At 60.3% G+C, this 22272-nt stretch carries 20 protein-coding genes and 2 tRNA genes; 10 read left to right on the forward strand and 12 right to left on the reverse strand.

Annotated features, from left to right (window positions below; translation table 11 throughout):
* Positions 1-2: 2 nt before the first annotated feature.
* On the reverse strand, positions 3-722 hold the full coding sequence (gene hisA / locus ACR3FC_RS14275; protein WP_480475897.1) for a 1-(5-phosphoribosyl)-5-[(5-phosphoribosylamino)methylideneamino]imidazole-4-carboxamide isomerase: 720 nt from the start codon (positions 720-722) through the stop codon (positions 3-5).
* A 134-nt stretch (positions 723-856) separates the two neighbouring features.
* Here hisA and ACR3FC_RS14280 point away from each other — a divergent pair, with 134 nt between their 5' ends.
* The gene (locus ACR3FC_RS14280; RefSeq protein WP_480475899.1) at positions 857-1258 is read left to right on the forward strand and encodes a DUF2147 domain-containing protein; all 402 of its coding nucleotides are present in this window, start codon (positions 857-859) and stop codon (positions 1256-1258) included.
* Positions 1259-1261: 3 nt separating this feature from the next.
* Here ACR3FC_RS14280 and hisH read toward each other — a convergent pair whose 3' ends face one another.
* Both hisH and hisB read right to left on the reverse strand, forming a co-directional pair.
* A complete protein-coding gene (gene hisH, locus ACR3FC_RS14285) occupies positions 1262-1900 on the reverse strand; it encodes an imidazole glycerol phosphate synthase subunit HisH (protein ID WP_480475901.1) in 639 nt (212 codons plus the stop codon).
* Positions 1901-2488, reverse strand: a complete 588-nt coding sequence (gene hisB, locus ACR3FC_RS14290) for an imidazoleglycerol-phosphate dehydratase HisB (protein WP_480475903.1) — start codon at positions 2486-2488, stop codon at positions 1901-1903.
* Between the two features lie 154 nt (positions 2489-2642).
* Between hisB and ACR3FC_RS14295 the strand changes: the two genes are divergently transcribed.
* Positions 2643-2882, forward strand: a complete 240-nt coding sequence (locus tag ACR3FC_RS14295; protein ID WP_480476926.1) for an Lrp/AsnC family transcriptional regulator — start codon at positions 2643-2645, stop codon at positions 2880-2882.
* On the opposite strand, the gene ACR3FC_RS14300 is transcribed toward ACR3FC_RS14295, so the two are convergent.
* The 3 genes from ACR3FC_RS14300 to ACR3FC_RS14310 form a co-directional block, all read right to left on the reverse strand.
* Positions 2879-3739, reverse strand: coding sequence for a GNAT family N-acetyltransferase (locus ACR3FC_RS14300; RefSeq protein WP_480475905.1), 861 nt, complete (start codon positions 3737-3739; stop codon positions 2879-2881). The genes ACR3FC_RS14295 and ACR3FC_RS14300 overlap by 4 nt on opposite strands.
* 81 nt (positions 3740-3820) lie before the next feature.
* A tRNA-Gly gene (locus ACR3FC_RS14305) sits at positions 3821-3895 on the reverse strand.
* Positions 3896-3928: 33 nt separating this feature from the next.
* Positions 3929-4003: transfer RNA gene (locus ACR3FC_RS14310), tRNA-Gly, on the reverse strand.
* A gap of 150 nt (positions 4004-4153) precedes the next feature.
* Between ACR3FC_RS14310 and ACR3FC_RS14315 the strand changes: the two genes are divergently transcribed.
* Positions 4154-4306 carry a hypothetical protein gene (locus tag ACR3FC_RS14315; RefSeq protein WP_480475907.1) on the forward strand — a complete coding sequence of 51 codons (153 nt, stop codon included), beginning with the start codon at positions 4154-4156 and terminating at the stop codon, positions 4304-4306.
* A 15-nt stretch (positions 4307-4321) separates the two neighbouring features.
* Here the strand turns inward: ACR3FC_RS14315 and ACR3FC_RS14320 are convergent, their stop codons facing one another.
* The 4 genes from ACR3FC_RS14320 to ACR3FC_RS14335 form a co-directional block, all read right to left on the reverse strand.
* Positions 4322-4705 carry an MAPEG family protein gene (locus ACR3FC_RS14320; protein ID WP_480475909.1) on the reverse strand — a complete coding sequence of 128 codons (384 nt, stop codon included), beginning with the start codon at positions 4703-4705 and terminating at the stop codon, positions 4322-4324.
* 78 nt (positions 4706-4783) lie between these two features.
* Positions 4784-8221, reverse strand: a complete 3438-nt coding sequence (locus tag ACR3FC_RS14325; protein ID WP_480475911.1) for a pyruvate carboxylase — start codon at positions 8219-8221, stop codon at positions 4784-4786.
* Positions 8222-8375: 154 nt separating this feature from the next.
* Entirely contained in the window at positions 8376-9503 is a 1128-nt protein-coding gene (locus ACR3FC_RS14330) for an alpha-hydroxy acid oxidase (RefSeq protein ID WP_480475913.1), read from the reverse strand.
* Positions 9504-9542: 39 nt separating this feature from the next.
* Positions 9543-11339 (reverse strand): sensor domain-containing diguanylate cyclase, encoded by a 1797-nt coding sequence (locus ACR3FC_RS14335; protein ID WP_480475915.1) that lies wholly within the window; start codon positions 11337-11339, stop codon positions 9543-9545.
* A 159-nt stretch (positions 11340-11498) separates the two neighbouring features.
* On the opposite strand from ACR3FC_RS14335, the gene ACR3FC_RS14340 reads away from it, so the two are divergent.
* Positions 11499-13895: an ATP-dependent helicase gene (locus ACR3FC_RS14340; protein WP_480475917.1), complete on the forward strand. Its 2397-nt coding sequence runs from the start codon at positions 11499-11501 to the stop codon at positions 13893-13895.
* Positions 13896-13899: 4 nt separating this feature from the next.
* Here ACR3FC_RS14340 and ACR3FC_RS14345 read toward each other — a convergent pair whose 3' ends face one another.
* Complete coding sequence (locus ACR3FC_RS14345; RefSeq protein WP_480475919.1) at positions 13900-14190, reverse strand: DUF1330 domain-containing protein; 291 nt, start codon at positions 14188-14190, stop codon at positions 13900-13902.
* A 370-nt stretch (positions 14191-14560) separates the two neighbouring features.
* Positions 14561-14785 (reverse strand): DUF1127 domain-containing protein, encoded by a 225-nt coding sequence (locus ACR3FC_RS14350; RefSeq protein WP_480475921.1) that lies wholly within the window; start codon positions 14783-14785, stop codon positions 14561-14563.
* A 925-nt stretch (positions 14786-15710) separates the two neighbouring features.
* Here ACR3FC_RS14350 and mraZ point away from each other — a divergent pair.
* The 6 genes from mraZ to ACR3FC_RS14380 are packed head-to-tail and all read left to right on the forward strand — an operon-like array spanning position 15711 to position 22237.
* The gene (gene mraZ, locus ACR3FC_RS14355) at positions 15711-16178 is read left to right on the forward strand and encodes a division/cell wall cluster transcriptional repressor MraZ (protein ID WP_480475923.1); all 468 of its coding nucleotides are present in this window, start codon (positions 15711-15713) and stop codon (positions 16176-16178) included.
* Between the two features lie 4 nt (positions 16179-16182).
* Positions 16183-17175 carry a 16S rRNA (cytosine(1402)-N(4))-methyltransferase RsmH gene (rsmH, locus tag ACR3FC_RS14360; RefSeq protein ID WP_480476928.1) on the forward strand — a complete coding sequence of 331 codons (993 nt, stop codon included), beginning with the start codon at positions 16183-16185 and terminating at the stop codon, positions 17173-17175.
* Complete coding sequence (gene ftsL, locus ACR3FC_RS14365) at positions 17172-17540, forward strand: cell division protein FtsL (RefSeq protein WP_209504535.1); 369 nt, start codon at positions 17172-17174, stop codon at positions 17538-17540. The genes rsmH and ftsL overlap by 4 nt, the downstream gene beginning before the upstream one ends.
* Complete coding sequence (locus ACR3FC_RS14370; RefSeq protein WP_480475925.1) at positions 17537-19324, forward strand: peptidoglycan D,D-transpeptidase FtsI family protein; 1788 nt, start codon at positions 17537-17539, stop codon at positions 19322-19324. The genes ftsL and ACR3FC_RS14370 overlap by 4 nt, the downstream gene beginning before the upstream one ends.
* Positions 19325-19346: 22 nt before the next feature.
* Positions 19347-20846 (forward strand): UDP-N-acetylmuramoyl-L-alanyl-D-glutamate--2,6-diaminopimelate ligase, encoded by a 1500-nt coding sequence (locus ACR3FC_RS14375; RefSeq protein WP_480475927.1) that lies wholly within the window; start codon positions 19347-19349, stop codon positions 20844-20846.
* Positions 20843-22237, forward strand: a complete 1395-nt coding sequence (locus tag ACR3FC_RS14380) for a UDP-N-acetylmuramoyl-tripeptide--D-alanyl-D-alanine ligase (protein WP_480475929.1) — start codon at positions 20843-20845, stop codon at positions 22235-22237. The genes ACR3FC_RS14375 and ACR3FC_RS14380 overlap by 4 nt, the downstream gene beginning before the upstream one ends.
* Positions 22238-22272: the final 35 nt, after the last annotated feature.

A 22272-nucleotide genomic window follows, 5' to 3' on the forward strand; every position in this document is an offset into this window, starting at 1 on the left:
GATCACGACAGGGCGTGGATGGCCTCGGCCAGATCAATCGCGCCATCATAAAGCGCCCGACCTGAAATCGCGCCGTTCAGCGCAACGCCGCAATCGCGCAGGGCGATCAGGTCGTCCAGCGAACTGACACCGCCCGAGGCGATCACCGGGATGGAAACGGCCTGTGCAAGGGCAGCGGTCGCTTCGATGTTCGGGCCTTGCATGGCACCGTCGCGATTGATATCGGTGTAGATGATTGCCGCAACGCCTGCGTCTTCGAAACTACGGGCCAGATCGGTGACCTGAACGTCGGTCTCTTCGGCCCAGCCCTTGGTGGCCACCATGCCGTTGCGTGCGTCGATGCCGACGGCGACCTTGCCGGGAAAGGCTTTGGCTGCTTCGCGGACAAGGTCGGGGTTTTCGACAGCGACAGTGCCCAAAATGACCCGCGCCAGCCCTTTCTCGATCCAGGTTTCGATCGTGGCCATGTCACGGATGCCGCCGCCCAGTTGCGCAGGCACCTTGCACGCTTTCAGAATTGCCTCAACCGGCGCTGCGTTGACCGGCTCGCCTGCGAATGCGCCGTTCAGGTCGACCAGATGCAGCCATTCGCACCCTGCCTCGACAAAAGCACGGGCCTGAGCGGCCGGGTCTTCGTTGAACACGGTGGCCTTGTCCATTTCACCACGCAGCAGGCGTACGGCATTGCCGTCTTTGAGGTCGATGGCGGGGTAGAGGATCATGTCGGGCGGCCCTATATCACTGTTACACGAGCGGGATATCGCACAAGCAGGGCAGGGGATGCAACGCGACGCTGGGTCATTCTTGCCCGTCGCCCACTGGCGGGTCAGACTGCCTTCAAAACAGGGAGAAAATCATGAAGACTTTTACTCTTTCCGCGGGCCTGATGCTGCTTGCTACAGCTGCTTTTGCAGACGATCCGGTTGACGGCCTGTGGAAAACCGCGCCGGGCGACACGGGTGGCTATCTGCATGTGACGATTGCCGAATGCGGCAGTGCGATCTGCGGCACCATCGACAGCGCGTTCGACGCCGATGGCAACCAGCAGCTGGAATATGAGAACCTTGGCAAAAAGATCATCTGGGACATGGTTCCCGAAGGGGGCGGCAGCTATGACAGTGGTAAAATCTGGGCCCCCGACCGGGACAAAACCTACAACTCGAAGATGTCACTGGACGGCCAGAACAAGCTGACCGTCAAGGGATGCGTGGCGGGCGGCCTGATCTGTCGCGGGCAAACCTGGACGCGGGTTCAGTAAGCCTCAGGGCTTCCAGGTCAGGAAGTTGCCCAGCATGCGCAGGCCAACATCCTGGCTTTTCTCGGGGTGAAACTGCATCCCAACCATCGTGTCGCGGCCAATCACGGCCGTGACGTCCTGCCCATATTCCACATAAGCCAACCGCTGCGCCGGGTTGCTTACACGGAAGTGGTAGGAATGGACGAAATAGGTGTGATCGCCTGATTTCACCCCGTTGAAAACTGGATGATCGCTTTCCAGAACCAGTTCGTTCCAGCCCATATGCGGCACTTTCAGCGCGGCATCTGACGGTTCGATCCGAACAACATCGCCTGCCACCCAGCCCAGACCATCCGTTTCGCTGTATTCATGGCCTTTGGTTGCCATAAGCTGCATGCCAACGCAGATGCCCAGAAAAGGGCGGCCCTTCTGTTCGACCGCCTCGACCATCGCGTCATAAATACCCTTATGGCCGCGCAGCTCGGCGGCACAGGCCGGGAAGGCACCATCACCGGGCAGAACCAGTCGGTCCGCACGCGCAACCACATCCGCGTCAGAGGTGACGACAACGTCACCAGCGCCGACCTCTTGCGCCATGCGTTGAAACGCCTTTTCCGCTGAATGCAGATTGCCGCTTTCATAGTCGATGATGGCTGTCAGCATCTACAGCGCGCCCTTGGTCGACGGAATCGCATCCGCTTTGCGCGGATCGGTCTCAACCGCATCCCGCAGGGCACGCGCAACGGCCTTAAACGCGGCCTCGGCGATGTGGTGGCTGTTGAACCCGTGCAACTGGTCGATATGCAGGGTGATGCCGCCATGGGTGCTGAGCGCCTGAAAAAACTCGCGCACCAGTTCCGTGTCGAACGTGCCGATCTTTTGCGTCGGCAGATCGACATTCCAGATCAGGAACGGGCGGCCCGACAGGTCCAGCGCACAGCGCACCTGCGCGTCATCCATCGGAAGATGGCATTCGCCATAGCGTCGGATACCCTTCTTGTCGCCCAGGGCCTGTGTCAAGGCCTGACCCAGCGCGATGCCGGTATCCTCGACCGTGTGGTGATCGTCGATGTGATAGTCGCCCTTGGCGCGGATCGTCATGTCGATCAACGAGTGGCGCGCCAGCTGGTCCAGCATATGGTCAAAGAACCCGACGCCGGTCTGATTGTCATAGGTGCCGGTGCCATCCAGATTGACCTCGACCGAAATATCGGTTTCGGCGGTTTTGCGGCTGATCGAAGCGGTGCGCATGGGCGAAATCCTTTTGCTACAGGCGCGCTTATAGACGGGGTGGGGCGGGTTGATCCAGACCATGCGTTGCAATCGCTGCAAACTGTTGCAAGGGATTGCACCCGGCCCGGCACCATGTCAGCTTGCAGACAACATGAACCAACAGGGCCAAGCCATGTCCACCTGCGTATTCATCCAGATCCGCTGCAAACCCGGCACCACCTACAAGGTCGCCGAGGAAATCGCCCTGCGCGAAATACATTCAGAGCTTTACTCCACCAGCGGTGAGTTTGATCTGATGCTCAAGCTCTACATCCCCGAAGCCGAGGATGTGGGCCATTTCATCAACGAGCACCTGCTGGTGATTCCCGATATCGAACGCTCGCTGACGACAATGACGTTCAAGGCGTTTTAACCCAACTCAAACGTTGTCACGCCATAGATGCGGCTCAGGTCGATATCCGGCTGATCGCCGGAATACATCCGGGCCGTTTCGAACACTTTCGCAAGGCCCAGCCTGTCGGCCAGTGCAAAGGCGGCACTGTTGGGTTGTGGCATGTCGATGAACACCTCTTGCCCGCTTTGATCTTCGGGCAGAGCTTTTAATACGCTTGCAAGCAGTGCTTCGGCAATGTCGGCGCGGTCCGCAAACAGCGGCCCGACCTTGTATCCGGTCCGACAGGGGCGCAGCGTGGCATAGCCTTTGATCTGCCCGTCTTCGGTAAACACGCGGGACACATGGCCGCTTGCGCTCAGCCAACCATGCAGGAACGCATCGCGCCGGGCGGGGAAAAGCTGACGATCATAGTCCCTTAACGCATCTGAAACGGTGCTCAGCACATCAACACCAGCGGTCGGTGCCAGCGCGCCTAGGATATCTGCAACCCGCCCTGAAAAGCGGTAGTTGTTATAGGCAAAGGTGAACCCGGATTTCCGGTAGTTGTCCTGCTGCTCGACCACGCCATCCAGACCCATGTTGCGCCCGGCACAGTGGGCCAGCGCGTGCTGCGCAACCTCAAGCCCGTGGCCATGGTGTCTGTATTCTGGCTTGACGATGTAGAAACCCAAAAAGGCAAAATCATCGTCGTAGTTCACCGCCGAGACAGACGCGATCAATTCGCCATCCAGAAAACCTCCCAAGAACCCATCGGGATCAGTTGTACGAAAGCACTCGGCATCGTGACGACCCGGATTCCACCCCTCGCGCCCGGCCCAATCCACAGCCTCCTGCAACTCATCAGCGGACAAGGGGCGGATAACATAATCAGACATGCGAACATCCCGTGTTGCGAATTGCATTCAGAATGCCGCAACCGGGGCAGAAGAACCAGCATGTTTGGAAGGTTTGGTATCTGGAGCGGGCGAGGCGATTCGAACGCCCGACCCTAACCTTGGCAAGGTTATGCTCTACCCCTGAGCTACGCCCGCATCAGATACATATGTGGTCCGAAGACCTCTCAATGGAGCGGGCGAGGCGATTCGAACGCCCGACCCTAACCTTGGCAAGGTTATGCTCTACCCCTGAGCTACGCCCGCGCCGTTGAGTGAGGAGGGATGTATAAATTCCCACGCGGGGCTGCAAGCGGAAAAACACAAAAAGCGGGAAAAATCTTTTCGACGGAATCCGGCCCGTGATCCGTTCAACCCGTAATGCAAATCAGTAAAACACAGGCAGGAGGTGCCGTCATGATATCCGTTGCAGACCTGAAGATCGTGACACTTGCCGCGATGATTCTGATCGGCGCTGCCATCCTGAAGCCGGACCTGCATGAACATGATCAGTTCACACCGGTTCTGCTGGGTGCACCGCAGATCGAAACAACCGTTCTGGCAGGGTAACACCCGCCAGACGGCCTAAAGCGCCAGAATCAGGTTTGCGAAAGCCGCCCCCAGAATGGCGAGGAACGTCAGGCTCATGCCGGCCTGCCGCAGGATGACGATCTGCGGCGTTCGCCCAAATCCGTACGCATGCAAAAGACGCCCCGCCAGCAACATCAGCCCCAGCAGATGGACCAATATTCCGGCCGCGCCCTGAAGCTCAACCATGGCAATCAGCAGCAGGGAAATCGGGGCGTATTCGGCGCAGTTCGAGTGTGTCCGTATCGCCTTGATCATCAGCTTGCTGCCACCATCCCCGACCGAGATCTTATCGCTGCGTCGTTGCAGGATCACTTTGACGCTGAGTGTGACGTAGAGAATTGCGACCAGGGCCGCATAGATCGGGGTGATTGCAAGCATAATGGGTCTCCGCTCAATCATAGAAAAAGGCCGTGCGGTCTCCCGCACGGCCTGATGAACATTAGATTGTTTTATGGCTTATTCCAGTTCGATCAGAAGGTCCTTTGCGTCAATCTGGCCGCCGGGCTGGATATGCACGGCTTTGACCGTCGCATCACGCTCGGCATGGATACCGGTTTCCATCTTCATTGCCTCGATGGTCAGCAGCATGTCGCCTTCCTTGACCTGCTGGCCTGCGGTGACGGTAACCGTGGCCACAACACCCGGCATCGGCGCACCGACATGATCGGGGTTGCCGACCTCGGCCTTTGGGCGCGCCTGTGTGGTTGATGTGACCATCCGGTTCGGCACCCGGATCACACGCGGCTGGCCGTTGAGTTCGAAGAACACCTTGACCTCGCCTTTTTCATCCGTCTCGCCGATGGCCTGACACCGGATTTCCAGCGTCTTGCCGGGGTCGATCTCGGCCGTGATCTCTTCGCCGGGCTCCATGCCGTAAAAGAAGGTGCGCGTGGGAAGGGTACGGACCGGGCCGTAAATCCGGTGACGGCCCATGTAATCCAGAAACACCTTGGGATACATCAGGTACCCGTTCAGATCCTCGTCATCGACCTCTTTGCCTTCCAACTGCTTGGACAGCTCGGCGCGGGTGGCTTCAAGATCGACGGCAGGCACGTCCTTGCCGGGGCGCTGGGTGTTGGGGGCCTCGTCCTTCAGCACCTTCTTGATGATGGTGTTCGGGAATCCGCCCGGAGGCTGACCCAGATTGCCGCGCATCATGTCGACGACCGAGTCGGGAAAGGCCACATCCGTCGCCGGATCCTCGACCTGCTCGCGGGTCAGGCCCTGACTGACCATCATCAGGGCCATGTCGCCAACAACTTTCGACGACGGCGTTACCTTTACGATATCGCCGAACATCTGGTTCACATCGGCGTACATCTGCGCGACCTCGTGCCAGCGCTCTTCCAGACCCAGACTGCGCGCCTGCGCCTTGAGGTTGGTGAACTGACCGCCCGGCATCTCGTGCAGATACACCTCGGACGCCGGGGCCTGCAGGCTCGATTCGAAGGCCGCATATTGACCGCGCACGGCCTCGAAGTAATCGCTGATCTCGCGGATCGCCTTGATGTCCAGCCCGGTGTCGCGGTCGGTGTGGCGCAGGGCCTCGACCACGGTGCCCAGCGTCGCTTGGGAGGTGTTGCCGCTGAAGCTGTCCATTGCGCAATCCACCGCGTCCACACCCGCCTCAGAGGCGGCAAGGATGGTGGCGCTGGCGATGCCGGCCGTGTCATGGGTGTGGAAGTGGATCGGCAACCCAACCTCTTCCTTCAGAGCCCGGATCAGAATCTTGGCCGAGGCTGGTTTCAGCAGGCCCGCCATATCCTTCAGACCCAGAATATGCGCGCCTGCGTCGCGCAGTTCCTTGGCCATGCCGACATAGTATTTCAGGTTATATTTGGCGCGATCAGGATCCAGAATATCGCCGGTATAACAAACGGTGCCCTCGCAGATCTTGCCATTGTCGATAACAGCATCCATCGCAACACGCATGTTCTCGACCCAGTTCAGCGAGTCGAAGACGCGGAAGACATCAATGTTTTTCGATGCCTGGCGCACGAATTCCTGCACCACGTTGTCGGGGTAATTGGTGTAACCAACCCCGTTCGCACCCCGCAGCAGCATCTGCGTCATCAGGTTCGGCATTGCCTCACGCAGGTCGCGCAGACGCTGCCATGGGCATTCCTGCAGGAAGCGGTAGGCCACGTCGAACGTCGCACCGCCCCAGCACTCGACCGAGAACAGCTGCGGCAGGTTCGCGGCATAGGTTGGCGCCACCTTGATCATGTCGATCGACCGCATCCGGGTCGCCAGCAGCGACTGGTGTCCGTCGCGCATAGTGGTGTCGGTGATCAGCAGCTGCCGCTGCGCTTTCATCCAGTCCGCCACGGCCTGCGGGCCTTTCTGCTCCAGCAGGTTGCGCGTGCCCATCCGCGGCTCGGCCTTCGGCGCGGGGGGCTTGGCGACTTTCAGGTCGGCACGAGGTTCGGGGCGGCCCTTGGTTTCGGGATGACCATTCACCGTGATATCGGCGATATAGGTCAGAACCTTGGTGCCCCGGTCGCGGCGGCGCTTGAAGGCAAACAGATCCGGCGTCGTGTCGATGAACTTAGTGGTGTATTCATTCGACAGGAAGGTCGGGTGCTTCAGCAGGTTGATGACGAAATCGATATTGGTGCTGACGCCGCGAATACGGAACTCGCGCAGGGCGCGGTCCATCCGGCTGATCGCCTTCTCGGGTGTCGGCGCCCAGGCAGTGACCTTTGTCAGCAGCGAGTCGTAATACCGCGTAATCACCCCGCCCGCATAGGCCGTGCCGCCATCCAGACGAATGCCCATGCCCGTGGCCGAGCGGTAGGCGGTGATACGCCCGTAGTCGGGGATGAAGTTGTTCTGCGGGTCTTCTGTGGTGATCCGTGTCTGCAGCGCGTGACCGTTCAGATGCACCTCGGCCTGACTGGCGGCGCCGGTGGCCTCGGCCAGCGTTTTGCCCTCGGCGATCAGGATCTGCGCCTGAACGATGTCGATCCCGGTGACCTCTTCGGTGACCGTGTGTTCGACCTGTACGCGCGGGTTTACCTCGATGAAGTAGAACTTGCCCGTCTCCATATCCATCAGAAACTCGACAGTGCCCGCGCATTCGTAATTCACATGGGCACAGATCTTGCGGCCCAGTTCGCAAATCTCGGCGCGCTGATCTTCGCTCAGGTAAGGGGCAGGGGCACGTTCGACGACCTTCTGGTTCCGGCGCTGGACCGAGCAGTCGCGTTCGTACAGATGATAAATCTCACCATGCTTGTCGCCCAGGATCTGCACCTCGACATGGCGGGCACGGATGATCATCTTTTCCAGATAGCCTTCGCCATTGCCAAAGGCGGCCTCAGCCTCGCGGCGGCCTTCCAGAACCTTTTCTTCCAGCTCATCCTCCGACTGGATCGGGCGCATCCCGCGCCCGCCGCCGCCCCAGGATGCCTTGAGCATCAGCGGGTATCCGATCTCGGCGGCCTCCTTGCGGATCGCGTCCATGTCATCACCCAGAACCTCGGTGGCCGGAATGACAGGCACACCGGCCGCGATGGCCACGCGCCGCGCGCTGGCCTTGTCACCCAATGCGCGCATGGTCTCGGCCCGGGGGCCGATGAAGGTGATGCCGTTCTTGACGCAGGCATCCACGAAATCCGGGTTTTCGGACAGCAGGCCATAGCCCGGATGGATCGCATCCGCGCCGCAGTGTTTGGCCACGCGGATGATCTCGTCAATCGACAGATACGCCGCGACCGGACCCATGCCCTCGCCAATCTGATAGGCCTCGTCCGCCTTGAACCTGTGCAGGCCCAGTTTGTCTTCTTCAGCGTAAACAGCGACGGTGCGTTTGCCCATCTCGTTTGCTGCGCGCATGACGCGGATGGCAATCTCGCCGCGATTGGCGATCAGGATCTTGTTGAAGTCTGTCATATCAGGTCCCGGTCTTTGGTGTTTGGGCGTCTTATTGGGCGGAGAATACGCACAGGTACATCCGTTCTTCTGGGTAGAACCGGCATGTTATCGCTCGCAAACGCCCTTTGGCCTCGGCACACTTATAGGGATGCCGCGTTGCAGCATCAATAATTTAGCGTTTCGTCTCAAACTGACATAAATCGGCCAGTCCCATCTGACCCATATTCGCGTGCAGATCCTGCCTCAGGATATCGATCACATGCGCGGGGCCTTTTGCGCCAAGTGCCGCAAGACCGTACAAAAAAGCGCGCCCCAGCATGACGAAATTCGCGCCCAGCGACAGCGCGCGCAAGATATCCAGCCCGCCTTCGACACCGCTGTCGAATATCAGTGGCAGGCGCGTCGCGTTCCGGATCGCGGGAAGAATCTCGATGCTGGCCGGGGCTGCATCGAACTGTCGGCCCCCGTGATTCGACACCCACAGGGCGTCCACGCCCACCTGTCCCAGCCTGTCCGCATCCTCGGGGCGTAGGATGCCTTTCACGACAAACGGCCCATCCCAATGATCGCGCAGCCATTTGACGTAATCCAGATTCGGAGAGGTTCGCAGCAGGTATCCGACATGGGCCGTCGGCGGCAGATCACCGGGGTCATCGATATACTTGTCCAGTGTGCGCATATGTGGAACGCCGCTGCGCAGCATGCCCAGTGCCCAGGCGGGCCTTTGGACGATCTGTGCCAGCAGGCGCGGTGTCAGTTTCGGCGGCTGCCGCAGGCCCGAGCGTGTTTGCCGCTCCCTGCGCGAGGCGACAGGGACGTCAGCGGTCAGAACCAAAGTTCGAAATCCCGCCCGGCGCGCCCGGTTCAGCATGTCCATGCGAATCTCGGGGTCCCTTGGCGGATACAGCTGGAACCACGCGGTCTCGCCCAGATAGGGGGCCAGGTCTTCTGGGCTCTGACTGGCCACCGTCGACAGCGAATAGGGAATGCCTGCTTTGGCGGCGGCCTGTGCCAGCAACCGCTCCGCATCAGGCCAGACCAGACCGGACATCCCGATCGGCGCAATACCGAAGGGCAAAGGACAGGTGACGCCCAAGATTTTCACTGACGTATCGAATTCAAGGTCCCCATGCAGGATCGAGGGGCTCAGACGGACATCATCCAGCGCCTTTCGATTGCGATGCCGCGTCGTTTCAATCCCGGTGCCACTGTCGATATATTCCCACACGAAGTGCGGCAGCCGACGGCGTGCGCGGCGTTTCAGATCGGGAATGCCGGGATAGGTACTGTGCAGGTCCATAAGGATTGATCCGGCCTGCGGGGCGATTCGGCAAGGTTTTCAAGCGGCTTCCGGCGATGGGCGTTTACCCGTTGCAGGAACGAGCCTTGCCTGCACCAGCGCCCCGGCGGCGACGTGAACCTGATTGCGCCCCTTGTCCTTGGCGACATACAGCGCATCATCCGCGGCACGCATCAAATCCTGCGGCATGGTGCCGTGGGCGGGGTAATGCGCGACCCCGACCGAGATTGTGATACGGGGCAGGGCCTTTTCACCATAGCGGACAATGACCGCCTCGACCGACTGGCGCAACTGCTCGGCACGGGTCATGGCATCTTCGGGGCTGTTGTCGGGCAGAATCAGCATGAATTCCTCGCCGCCGATGCGGCAGGCGATCTCGTCCCGGTCGCAACCCTGTTCCAGCGCCGCGCCGACCGCGCGCAACACCATGTCTCCGGCGTCATGACCATGCGTGTCGTTGAATTTCTTGAAGTGATCGACGTCCACGGCAATCAGGCTCAGTGCGGCGCCGGTCTGTTGGCTGCGGCTGATGGCCTTGCGCAATGTCTCGGTCATGTGGCGGCGGTTGAACAGCCCGGTCAGCGGGTCGCGCACCGATTGGTCATGCAGCTGATCGCGCATACGGACATTGGCGATTGCCATGCTGATCTGTTCGGCGCACAGCTGCGCCAGCTTGCGGCTTTTATGGAAACAGGCCTCTCGCCCCTCAGCCGCGCGCAGATGCAACAGACCAACGGTTTCCCCGTGGGCCAGAATGGGAAAACAGAAATAGGGCCGCCCGTCATGCGGTTCGGCATGTTCGCAGACAAAATCGATCTCAGAAGCACCGAACTCATAAGTCCGGCCGCGCCTCAAACCCCAGCATCCTTCCGGATGGATATGAGATTTATGCGTTCCACCGTTCCAGCTGGCACACCCGTCCAGCACATCGCGCGAGTTGGAATAGACGTACACGCTGCCCTCAGCCTCGGGCAGGATATGGGTCATAAAGCGGGCCACCATGTCGAAAAGCTCATCCAGTGAGCGGCTCGATTGCAGCCATTCGTTCAACTCGCCCAGCAGGCGCACCTCGCGCGCCAGGCGAAGCTGCTCTCCCATCAGTTCGCGTTCTTTCACGGCCCGTTTGCGCAAATCACGCATCTGGCGGCGGTTGGTGCGGTGGACAATCAGGATGACAGTGGTCAGTGCCAGCAGCGCGACACCGCTAAGAAACACCAACGACCAACGCACACGGGTAATGAACAGGGTCCTGAGATCGGTGATGTCCGAATAGAACTCGATAGCGCCCAGGAATACGCCATCCACGGTGATCGGCGTATAGACTTCGGCCACATGGCGGCTGCCCGGGCCGGTTCGCTTAGCGGGGTCGTTGTCAAATGAATCAACCTCTGTCGCGGGCTTTTCTTCGTGGTTGTAGTAGACCCTTCCGGCGGCGACGACCGACTGGAAGTAAGGTTTTGTATTTACGGCCCCAATATCGTTTGCACGGGTCGACCAGAACACCTGACCGGATGCGTCAAACAGCTTGAACCGATAAATATCCGAGGTTTCGGGCAACAGCATCAGGAATTCCGCGTCATGCTCGTTCAACTCATGGAACCGAAACGTTGCATCCAGATTGTTCAGATGGCTTTCGACCTGACGGCTTAACCGCATGGCGTCTTTTCGCAGGTCCGATTCCAACATGCGGTCTACAACCGGGGCAGGGGCAGCATAGATGCCCCATCCCGCTGCCGCTGTCAGCGCGATCAGAATCAAGGTCACACCCACAAGTTTCAGCCGTGACGACCCGCCCGCCAGTTCCGTCGCTTCCATCTGTTCCACTCCCGCAGCCATGGAACCAGCATCCGGGTCAGGACTTGACAGAGGGTTAACAGCCCTACAGGGCAGCGGCATCTTTGTTCAGAATTGAATGCAAAAAGACGTGAAAAATCCCCGCGAACAAGCCGTGAACAAACTCTTTCCCTTGGCGATCATCCGGCGTAGTTTGGGGGCATGAGCAGTTTTGACGAAATGGACGCCTTCGAAGGCGCATCCCTGTCGGCGCGGGCTATGGCCGTGCGCCCTTCGCCCTATCTGGATGATCTGAACCCGGCGCAACGTGACGCGGTCGAACGTCTGGACGGCCCGGTTCTGATGCTGGCCGGGGCGGGGACTGGCAAGACCAAGGCGCTGACGGCCCGGATTGCGCATCTGCTCAACACGGCGCGCGCGCGCCCGAACGAGATTCTGTCGGTGACCTTCACCAACAAGGCCGCGCGCGAGATGAAAGAACGAGTAGGCCGCTTGCTGGGCCAGCCAGCTGAAGGAATGCCATGGCTGGGCACCTTCCATTCCATATGCGTCAAACTGCTCCGCCGCCACGCGGAGCTGGTCGATCTGAAATCGAACTTCACGATTCTGGACAGCGACGACCAGCTGCGCCTGCTCAAGCAATTGGTTCGGGCCGCCAATATCGATGACAAACGCTGGCCGGCGCGGATGCTGGCGGGGATCATCGACGACTGGAAAAACCGTGCGCTGACGCCCGACAAGGTGCCTGTGGCGGATGCCGGGGCCTATAACAACAAGGGCATTGAGCTCTATGCTCAATACCAGACCCGCCTGCGCGAGCTGAATGCGGTGGATTTCGGCGACCTGCTGTTGCACATGGTCACGATTTTTCAGACCCATCCAGATGTTCTGGAACAATACCAGCGCTGGTTCCGCTACATCCTTGTGGATGAGTATCAGGATACCAACGTTGCCCAGTACCTGTGGTTGCGCCTGCTGGCCGGGGGGCACAAGAACATCTGCTGCGTGGGCGATGACGACCAGTCGATCTATGGCTGGCGCGGGGCCGAGGTGGGTAACATCCTACGGTTTGAAAAGGACTTTCCCGGTGCCTGCGTAGTGCGGCTGGAACAAAACTATCGCTCGACCCCACATATTCTGGCGGCGGCTTCCAACGTCATTCGGGGCAACGAAAGCCGCTTGGGTAAAGAGCTTTGGACCGATGCCAAAGACGGCCACAAGGTCAACCTGATCGGCCATTGGGATGGCGAGGAAGAGGCCCGCTGGATCGGTGAGGAAATCGACGCGATGCAGGGCGGGACGCGCGGTATCCGTCCGATGAACCTTGATGAGATGGCGATTCTCGTCCGTGCCTCGCACCAGATGCGCGCCTTCGAGGACCGGTTCCTGACCATCGGTCTGCCCTATAAGGTGATCGGCGGCCCGCGTTTCTACGAGCGGATGGAGATCCGCGATGCCATGGCCTATTTCCGGCTGGTGACCAGCCCCGAGGATGATCTGGCGTTCGAGCGGATCGTGAATACGCCTAAACGCGGATTGGGCGACAAGGCGCAGCAGGCCATTCAGATTGTGGCGCGCGAGAACGGCGTGTCTCTGGTCGAAGGTGCCCGGATCGCAGTCGACAATGGGCTGATCAAGGGCAAGGGCGGCAAAGCGCTGCGCGAATTGATCGACGGGTTGGCCCGGTGGAATGCGATGACACGCGGTCCCCGGATTGAGGTCGATGATGACACTGTTATCGATGATGGGGTTTCGCCGATCCGATATGGCGCGCCCGAGCATACCCATATCGAACTGGCCCAGATCATTCTCGACGAATCCGGCTATACGGCCCATTGGCAGAACGACAAGACCCCCGAAGCGCCGGGGCGTCTGGAAAACCTCAAGGAACTGGTCAACCAACTGGACAATTTCGAAAACCTGCAAGGGTTTCTGGAACATGTCAGCCTGGTCATGGACAATGAGCAGGATGGTGACGGCGCTAAAGTCTCGATCATGACCCTGCACGCGGCCAAGGGGCTGGAGTTTCCCGTCGTTTTCCTGCCGGGGTGGGAAGACGGGCTGTTCCCCTCGCAGCGGTCGATGGACGAAACCGGCCTCAAAGGACTCGAGGAAGAACGCCGTCTGGCCTATGTCGGCATCACCCGCGCCGAAGAGGTTTGTACGATTTCCTTCGCCGCTAACCGGCGGGTATTCGGGCAATGGCAGAACTCGATGCCGTCACGGTTCATTGACGAGTTGCCCGAGGACCATGTCGAGGTGCTGACACCTCCGGGCCTTTATGGTGGCGGTCATCAGACGGCGGGCATAGAAACCCGCGCGGCCGAAGCCAACGTCTATAACTCGCCGGGCTGGAGACGGCTGCAGGCGCGGCAGGGCCAATATGGCATGTCGCAACCCCGCGAAAGCCGCAACACGGTGATCGACGCCACCGCACTGGCCAGTTTCACGCTGGGCGAGCGGGTGTTTCACCAGAAATTCGGTTATGGCGCGGTGATCGGGATCGAAGGTGACAAGGTCGAGGTCGATTTCGACAAGGCGGGCATCAAGAAAGTGGTCTCGCGTTTTCTGACCAACAAGGATGACGTCCCGTTCTGAGGCGTCATATCCCGTCGACCAGAACCAGATTGGTGGTTGCGGTGGCCTTTCGGATCTTCGCCAGTTCGATGTAATCCGGGTCGTCCTTCCAGGCTTTCGCCGCTGCAAGATCCGGAAACTCCATCAACACAATCCCGCCTTCTGGCCAATCGCCTTCGATCCGTTCGACCGGTTTGGATGAGACCGTCAGCAGGCGACCGCCGTGGCGGTCGAAGATCGGCATGAAACCTGCCAGATAGCCCTGGTACCCGTCGGGGTCGTGAATGTTGATCTGCGCAATGAAATAGGCGGCCATGGCGTCCTCCGCATCAGAAGTCAGGATGCCATCCTACACCAGTGTCTGAAAAACAAAAAACGGCGGGTCCCAGGGAGGAGGAAAGGGAACCGCCGTCTTGTCAACATCAGAGCAGGGAGGAGGAGAGCCCTGATGTATGCGAACCCGGGTTTGAACCCGGTATGAGGAAGACGCGGCGATGTCAGGGAGGAGGAAGACATCGCCGCGCGCTTTCAACATCAAGGCAGGGAGGAGGAAGCCCCGATGTATCCGTGTCCGGCAGGTTGAGGCCGGTATAAGGTGCGGCAACGTCAGGGAGGAGGAAGACGCTGCCGCTGATTACAGACCCTAAGGGAGGAGGAAGGGCCTGATCTCAGTATGCGTGTTGCGCTTATCGCCCGGATTGTTCGCTCGCTGCCTGCATGGCAACGCGGCGGATCATCGAGCGGTGCAGGCCAAGATCGGCTAGCTCGCGGTTCGACAGAGCGGACAGTTCATTGACGGTCTGGCGGTACAGGCGATAGCGCACGAACCGGGTCTTTGCGTTTTCCAAAACTGCGCCAAAACCAAACGCCGGTGCGTTCTTTACTGCTGTATGCGTGCTTGCGACTGCCATGCTCATCATCCGTATCTTTTTTGTCTTGCCGGTATCGTCCGGCCCTTGCTTGAGACTGAAGATAGGCAAATGCTGCAATTGCACAATAGGTCACGACATCAATGCCGCTATGCAGCAAATGCATAGATTGGCTCAGTTTTTTCTTCCTGCCGCGATGCGCCTTGAAAATATGGGGTCGACCCTAGGTCAGCTTTGTCGGCGGCATCTGGCCCTTCCCGATAGCCTGCCTTTGAATTGAGCGCACTCGGCGGGAAAATGGGCAAAACATATCCGTTCTGATGTTGACAAGGCATGGGTAAATCGCTCGTGGGAAATCATGGGGCGATGTGGTCGCGCGGGGGAGAATACTGGAAAGCGATCCGAAATTCTGAACGATTCGAAGGGCTGATTGTGCATTTGGGGCCAATATTTCCAGTCCAAAAGAAAAGCAGGCAAAATTCTTGGGAAATCGCGGGAAAAAATTCGGCCGCAGAATTTTCTATATATAGGGGCGTGTTTTTCATCGCACGCTAAAACTGGTGTCGTGGGGCTCGAATCCTTCAATGATATTCCGCTCTGGCCGTGTTCCTCATGACACGCTGCGCAAATTTCCTATTGATTTCCATGAATTCCCATGTCATCCCTAATACATCCGATGAGGACGAGGCAGCAGGGGCACCAAACGACCCCGACCAAAAATATTCAGGTTTCATACAGGCATCTCGCTTTCATCAACCAAGAGATCCGGCGCGCGGGCGAGCAGACATCCCCCCAGGTGGCGCGCGCAGCTGGACATCCCGCTTAGCGGGTCAATGCGGCGGGTTGATCAGTGGCAGCAGATCAACCCGCCGTTTTTCATCCGGGGGGACCGTGAATTCAAGGTGGGGCGCAAGCGAAAGGGACAGTCGTCTTGGCGCGCAGGTTTAGAGGTGAGAGCCACCACAAGGTGGATACGAAGGGCAGGGTGTCGATCCCGGCCTCGTTTCGCCGTGTGCTTGAATCGTCCGATCCCAACTGGCAGCCCGGTGACAACCCTGAACTGGTGATTGTCTATGGTGACCACCGCCGCAAGTTCCTTGAATGTTATACCATGCAGGCGATTGACGAGGTTGATGCCAAGATCGATGCCCTGCCGCGTGGCTCGATGCAGCGGCGGATGTTGCAGCGCATGTTCCACGGTCAGTCCTTCCCGACCAACGTGGACGAAACCGGGCGTCTTGTGCTGCCCGCCAAGCTGCGCAGCAAGATCGGTCTGGAAGGCGAGGCGTTCTTTATTGCCGCAGGTGACACCTTTCAGATCTGGAAACCCGAGACCTACGAGGTCGAGGAACTGGCCAAGACCGAAGAATGGATGGATGATCTGCCGGACGATTTTGATCCGATGCAGTTCCTAGATGGCACCGGGGATGCGTAACGGCATGGCCGGCGCTGCGTCCTCATCTGAAAAACCACATATTCCCGTTCTGCTGCGCCCCTTGCTGGCTGCGGTTGCGCCGGTCACTGGCATCTGGCTGGACGGCACGTTTGGCGCGGGCGGCTACACGCGCGGGCTGTTGGAGGCCGGTGCGGACAAGGTGATCGGTGTAGACCGAGACCCGCTGGCCTTTGAAATGGCGGCAGATTGGGCGCAGGATTACGGCGACCGGCTGGTGATGCAGCCCGGCGTATTCTCGCGAATGGACGAATATGCGCAGGACCTGGACGGCGTTGTACTGGATCTTGGCGTGTCCTCGATGCAGCTGGATCAGGCCGAGCGCGGGTTTTCCTTCATGAAGGACGGTCCGCTGGATATGCGGATGAGCCAGCAAGGCGAAAGCGCCGCCGATCTGGTGAACACCGCGACCGAGGCGCAACTGGCCGACATCCTGTTCCACTATGGCGAAGAACGCGCCAGCCGCCGGATTGCCAAGGCGATTGTCAGGGCACGAACCGAGGCGCCGATCACAACAACCCTGCGACTGGCCGAGATTGTCGAATCCTGTCTGCCGCGTCCGAAACCGGGGCAATCGCATCCCGCAACGCGCAGTTTTCAGGGCCTGCGGATCGCGGTGAATGCCGAATATGAAGAGCTGTTTCAGGGCCTTATGGCTGCCGAACGTGCGCTGAAACCTGGTGGGCAGCTGGCCGTTGTCACCTTCCATTCCATCGAGGACCGGATGGTCAAACGGTTCTTTCAGTCGCGCGCGGGCAAGACAGGGCGTGCGAACCGCTATGCGCCCGAGATGGAACAGGACCAGCCGCAATTCACGCTGAAGACCCGCAAGGCGGTGGGGCCCGACGAACAGGAATTGCAGGAAAACCCGCGCGCGCGCTCGGCCAAGCTGCGTGTTGCGATCCGTACCGATGCTCCGGCGGGGGAAATTGAGGCCCGCGCCATTGGAACGCCTCAACTGGGGGGAAGGGCAAGATGAAGAGTGTTTTGTATGTGTTGACTGCCCTGTCCGTGTTCGGATTGGCGCTTTGGGCCTATCAGGAGAATTATCGCACCCAACAGGTGGTGAAGGAAACGCAATCCCTGCAACGCGAGATCGGCATGGCGCAGGTGCGGCTGGCGGTCCTGAACGCCGAATGGGCCTATTTGAACCGCCCGGACCGGCTGCGAGAACTGGCAGACCTGAATTTTGAACGTCTTGGTCTGCTGCCTCTGCGGGCCGAACAGTTCGGGCGCGCCGACCAGATTGCCTTTGCCGAGGATCCTGACCTGCCCATCGTTGACCCGATTGAATTGCAGGCCATCACCGACATTCAGGCCTTGGGCGAGGTGCAGATCCCATGACGCGCACGCCCCTTCGCCCACTGGCCCGTATCCTTGACGCCCGCGCCCGGGGCGAAAACCCAAAGGCGATTGAGCGTGAAAACATCCGCAAGCGCCACGAAGACATGAAAGACCGCGCCCGCGCCCGCGCCGAAGGGCGTCTGCTGGTGCTGGGGTTGTTCTTCTTTTGCGCTTTCACGGTGGTTGGCGTCCGCATGGGTATGTTGGCAACGTCCGAGGCGCAGGAGCCGCTGGCCAATGCGCCGGGGGCTGCGATTGCCATGCAGCGCGCCAATATCGTCGACCGCGAAGGGCGCATTCTGGCAACCAATCTGGACACTTATTCCGTCTACGCGCAGCCACCGCTGATGATCGACCCGATTGCGGCAGCAGATCAGCTGGTCGCGATCTTCCCCGATCTGGATAAAGAGCGTCTGGTCAAGGACTTCACCGGCAACCGCAAGTTCCTGTGGATCAAGAAACGCATCTCGCCCGAACAGAAACAGGCCGTGCACGACATCGGTGATCCCGGCATCCTGTTTGGCCCGCGCGAAATGCGCCTCTATCCCAATGGCAAGCTGGCCGCGCACATCCTTGGCGGCTCCGGCTTTGGCCGCGAGGGCGTCAGCGCCGCCGAGGTGATCGGTGTGGCCGGGGTGGAAAAGCAGTTTGACGACTATCTGCGCGATCCCGCCAACGGCAACAAGCCGCTGCAACTGTCGCTGGACCTGACCATTCAGGCCGCGGTCGAACAGGTGCTCTATGGCGGTATGAAGATCATGAATGCCAAGGGTGCATCGGCGGTTCTGATGAATGCGCATACGGGCGAGGTTGTATCCGCCGCCTCGCTGCCCTCATTCGATCCCAATGATCGTCCGCGCCCGCCGACCGCGGGGTTTGATCCCTCGGACAGCCCGCTGTTCAACCGCTATGTGCAAGGCGTGTACGAACTGGGGTCGGTCTTCAAGATTTTCACCGCCGCGCAGGCGGTCGAGCTTGGGCTGGTAAACTCGAACACCATCATCGATACATCCGGCCCGATGAAGATCGGGCGCTTCCCGATTGGTGAATTTAACGGCAAGAATTACGGCAAGATCAGCGTGGCGGATGTGATCGTCCACAGCTCGAACCGCGGCACCGGGCGTCTGGCGTTGCAGATCGGTGCGCAGCGGCAGCAGGACTTTCTGAACGCGCTCGGCATGTTCGAACCGACTCCGTTCGAGATTGTCGAAGCCAAGGGTGGTGTGCCGCTGATGCCGAAGAAATGGGGCGAGCTGAGCACCGTGACCATCTCCTACGGCCATGGCCTGTCAACCAGCCCGATGCATCTGGCAGCGGGATATGCGGCGATTGCCAATGGCGGGCACTATGTCAGCCCGACCATCCTGCGCCAGAACGGCCCGCAATACGGCCCCCGCGTGATGTCGCAGGGAACCGCGCGTCAGGCGCAGAAAATGCTGCGCAAGGTGGTGACGGATGGCACTGCCAGCTTTGGCGAAGTGCAAGGGTATGACGTGGCTGGCAAGACCGGCACGGCAGACAAGCCCAAGCCACGCGGCGGGTATTACGAAGACAAGGTCATCGCAACTTTCGCAACGATCTTCCCGGCCTACGATCCGAAATATGTTCTGATCGTCACGCTGGATGAACCCTCGATCGTGGCATACGGCGAAAAACGCCGAACTGCAGGCTGGACAGCAGTGCCTGTAGCTGCCGAACTTATTGGTCGCGTGGCACCTCTGCTGGGCTTGCGTCCCCGGCTTGAGCCTGAGGCGGGCGCTGCTATAACGCTGACCTCAAACTAGGCTGTCCGGCAAGAGGTGGGTCATGGGCACAAGGACAAAGAAACTCAGCCAACTGGCCCTGACCGCGCGAGGCGGGGTAAACCCCGAGATCACCGGTCTGGCCGTCGACAGCCGCGAGGTGAAAGACGGTTTCCTGTTTGCAGCCCTTCCCGGCACGCGGGTTCATGGTGGTTCGTTCATCCAATACGCCCTGCGCATGGGGGCCGCCGCCATCCTGACCGATGCCGAAGGGGCGAGAATCGCAGCAGCTGAACTTGCGGCGTCGGATGCGGCGCTGGTGGTTGTCGAAGACCCGCGTCAGGCGCTGGCCGGGGCCGCCGCCCTGTGGTTCGGCGCGATGCCGCAGACCATTGTCGCGGTCACCGGAACAAACGGAAAAACCTCGGTTGCCACCTTTGTGCGCCAGATCTGGACCGAACTGGGCCATGCCGCCGTCAACCTTGGGACAACCGGTGTCGAAGGGGCATGGACAGCACCGCTGGCCCATACTACGCCCGAGCCGATCACCCTGCATCGCTGTCTGGCGGAAGCCGCCGAAAACGGCGTGACCCATGCCGCGATGGAGGCCTCGTCCCACGGCCTCGAACAGCGCCGCCTGGATGGCGTGCACCTGACCGCTGCCGGGTTTTCGAACTTCACGCAGGACCATCTGGATTACCACGAGACTTTTGAAGCGTATTTCGCAGCAAAGGCCGGGTTGTTCGACCGGGTTCTGCCACAGGATGGCACCGCGGTTATCAATCTGAGCGATCCCAAGGGGTCTCGGGTCCGCCGGATCGCCGAGGCGCGCGGTCAATCGGTGTTGACCGTCGGGTTGGGCGACGCCGATCTGTGCCTGATCAACCAGCGGTTCGATGCCACCGGGCAGGACCTGCGATTTGCGTGGCAGGGCCGGACCTTCCAGACCCGCCTGAACCTGATCGGAGGGTTCCAGGCCGAAAACATCCTGCTGGCTTGCGGTCTGGTGATTGCTGCGGGCGACAGCCCCGAACGGGTTTTTGAAACACTGCCGCATCTGACCACCGTGCGCGGGCGTATGCAGCTGGCCGCAACCCGCGACAACGGCGCGACAGTTTTTGTGGATTACGCGCACACCCCCGACGCCGTGGCCACCGCCCTCAAGGCGCTGCGTCCGCATGTGATGGGCCGCCTGATTGCCATTGTCGGCGCGGGCGGCGACCGCGATGCCACGAAACGCCCGCTGATGGGCAGGGCGGCCTCGAACTATGCGGATATGGTTTTCGTCACCGATGACAACCCGCGCAGCGAAGACCCCGCCGCCATCCGCGCCGCCGTCATGGCAGGTGCACTCGAGGCAGCGGGCGACGTCAGCGTGACCGAGGTCGGCGACCGCGCCGAAGCCATTCTGCGCGGCATCGATGCCCTGCAACCCGGCGACGCACTGCTGATTGCGGGCAAGGGCCACGAAACCGGGCAGGTCGTCGGCGATCAGGTACTGCCCTTTGATGATGTGGAACAGGCCAGCATTTCCGTCGCCGCGCTGGACGGGAGGGTCGCATGACGCTCTGGACAGCATCCGAGGCCGCTCAGGCAACGGGCGGGCGGGTCACGACCGATTGGACCGCTGATGGTGTCTCCATCGACACGCGCACCCTTCAACCCGGTGATCTGTTTGTTGCGCTGAAAGCGGCGCGGGACGGGCATGAATTCGTGGCCCAAGCGCTTGAGAAAGGCGCGGGCGCGGCTTTGGTCTCGCATATTCCCGACAACGTATCGCCAGACGCACCACTGCTGATCGTCGATGATGTTCAGGCGGGGCTCGAGGCTTTGGGGCAGGCGGCACGCGCCAGAACGAATGCGCGTGTGGTGGGGGTGACCGGCAGTGTCGGCAAGACATCGACCAAGGAAATGCTGGCCGTGATCCTCGAAACACAAGGCAAAACCCATGCCAGCGTGGCCAGTTACAACAACCACTGGGGCGTTCCGCTGACCCTTGCACGGATGCCGTGTAACACTGAGTTCGCAGTGATCGAGATCGGAATGAACCATCCGGGCGAGATTGCCCCGCTGGCCCAGCAGGCCCGCCCGCATGTGGCGCTGGTTACAACCGTGGCGGCGGTACATCTGGAAGCCTTCGAGTCCGTCGCTGGTATCGCCCATGAAAAAGCAGCGATCTTTGAAGGGCTCGAACCCGGTGGCGCGGCAATCGTCAACGCAGATATCGACCACGCAGACATCCTGCGCCAAACGGCGCTTGGGCAGGGGGCCGGAATCGTGGATTTCGGCCAAGGCGCAACGGATTACCGGCTGACCGACGTTCAGCAGGCGGCGAACACCGTGAAAGCCGAGGCTGCCGTTGGTGAACAGGTAATCCGATTTGAGGTGAACTCTGCCGGTACGCATTTCGCCATGAACGCGCTGGGGGCCTTGGCAGCCTGCGTTGAATTGGGTGTTGATCTCGATGACGCCGTCGCAGGTCTGCGCGCATGGTCCCCGGTCAAGGGGCGCGGCGTACGGGAAAGCATTCCTCTGCCCGGCGGCGGGCAGATCGAACTGCTGGATGACAGCTATAACGCCAACCCGACCTCGATGGAGGCCGCGCTGGATGTACTCGCTGCCTCACAAGGCAAACGCCGCATCGCCATTCTGGGCGACATGAAAGAGCTGGGCACACAGGAAGTGGCGATGCACGCCGCCATGGCCGATGCCGAAGCGATGGCACATGTCGATCAGGTGCATTGTATCGGCCCGTTGATGCGGGCACTGCACCACGCTCTGCCCCCTGCCAAACGCGGTCTCTGGTCCGAAACCAGCGCCGAGATGGCCGGACGGTTGCCGTCGCTGGTCAGGGACGGCGATACTGTTCTGGCCAAGGGCTCTCTAAGCATGGGATTGGCCTCGATTGTTGACGGTCTGCGCAAAATGGGGCAAGGGGGCGCGCTTGATGGGTGATCACGCCCATGCGCCTCGTGTGAGAAAGGTATTGT

Source organism: Ruegeria sp. AF3 (assembly GCF_056536285.1).